The sequence below is a fragment of the Roseovarius sp. YIN77 genome (assembly GCF_057219155.1).
Genome location: NZ_JBXVVI010000048.1, coordinates 1 through 1,609 on the forward strand (window position 1 = coordinate 1; position 1,609 = coordinate 1,609).

2 protein-coding genes are annotated in these 1,609 nt (G+C 51.6%); both read left to right on the forward strand.

Features of this window, described 5'->3' with window-relative positions; all coding sequences use genetic code 11:
• A partial coding sequence (locus tag AC2D8P_RS16505; RefSeq protein WP_484703983.1) for a hypothetical protein occupies positions 1-273 on the forward strand: 273 nt, incomplete at its 5' end.
• 129 nt (positions 274-402) lie between these two features.
• Complete coding sequence (locus tag AC2D8P_RS16510) at positions 403-1,461, forward strand: IS110 family RNA-guided transposase (protein WP_484703984.1); 1,059 nt, start codon at positions 403-405, stop codon at positions 1,459-1,461.
• Positions 1,462-1,609: the final 148 nt, after the last annotated feature.

Genomic DNA, 1,609 nt, shown 5'->3' on the forward strand with positions numbered 1-1,609 from the left:
CGTAAAACAGCGCTGCCTGTGCTTCCTGCCTCGGTCCCATCATCGCCAATCCTCCTGATCAATAAGAGAATTGAATCAGCGATCAACCCATCAATCAAGCAGGAGTTTTTCAACAAAATAAGCCCTCTACTCCAAGTTTCGCAAACTGCCAGAATTGTTTTTGGGTCCTTCCTGAGCCTATCCAGCATGCGGGTAATTCGCACCCCGTGTTGCTGGGGTGTTTCGTTATTTTTTTGGGTTGAGGATGGGGTTGGTGTTGTTGTTCTGCATTAAGCAAGTCGAAACAAAACGGCAAGTTCCAGACATTCAAGTGTAGAGCAGGGAATGACCGGAAATGGGATGTACCGGCTGCTTCACCCAGCAGGTTAGGCTTTGCCTATGACTGCAATTAGGAGAAGTAGCATGACGAAGGATTCTTTTGATGAGCTAATGTCGGTTGGCATCGATATTGGGAAAGACACTTTTCATATCGTTGGGTTTGACTTTGATGGACGGCGTGTCTTGCGCAAACAAATCAAGCGACTGGCGTTGGTGGCCACGTTTGAGAAATTGCCGCCATGTATCGTTGGCTTGGAAGCCTGCTTGAGCGCCCACTTTGTCAGTCGCACATTGCGCCAGATGGGTTTTGAGCCTCGGATCATCCCAGCAATCTACGTGAGGCCATTCATCAAAGGGCAGAAGAACGATTACAATGACGCTGAAGCGATTGCCGAAGCCGTATTGCGGCCCAATCTGCCGATCGTTCCGGAGAAGAGTCAGGACCAGCTCGACTTACAAGCACTGCATCGCGTTAGATCGCGTTTGGTGTCGCGCCGGACCGCAACAATTAACCAGATTCGCGCTTTCCTGATCGAACAAGGGATCACAGTGCGAAAGGGGTTGCGCGCTTTGAAGAACTCTTTCGAGACCATCCTTGAAGACCGCAAAGACGAGATATCACCACGCATGCGGTCGATCTTAATTGGCCTTTATGGCGACTGGATGTGGATGGACGACAGGATCGAGGCTGTCTCTTCGGAAATAGAAAAAATAAGTCAGACGGAAGAAAATTGCGTGAATGTCATGACCGTGCCAGGCATCGGCCCAATGATCTCTACAGCGATGGTCGCTGCTATTGGCACAGGTGAGGCCTTCAGTCGAGGCCGCGACTTTGCAGCTTGGGTGGGGCTGGTGCCGAGACAATACAGCACAGGTGGTCGAACGGTGCTTGGTCGCATCTCGAAACGGGGCAGCAGATATCTGCGCATGCTCTTTGTGCAAGCAGCCAAAGTCATACTCATGCGGCCCAATCGATGGCCAGACTTCAGTTTTGGTGACTGGCTAACAAGGGCAGCGGAGCGGATGCACCGCAACAAGTTAGCCGTTGCTCTAGCAAACAAATTGGCGCGTATGGCTTGGAGCATTCTGAAACACAAAACCGCGTTTGACGCGCCAAGAGACGAGGTTGCTGTCGGCGTTTAAAAACCCGAAGTAATCCAAAGGAGTGGAGTCCCCCCGGTTTGAAGGACGGTTATGGGCTTAGAGATTCCAGCCCTTCAGCGGCGGTCCTTTCGTAGTTGATGGGTGACTTATACCCCAATGCCGAGTGTCGGCGAGAGGGGTTGTACCA

Coding starts and splice junctions, on each gene's coding strand:
- AC2D8P_RS16510 (WP_484703984.1), top strand. CDS start 403: ATGACGAAGGATTCTTTTGATGAGCTAATGTCGGTTGGCATCGATATT.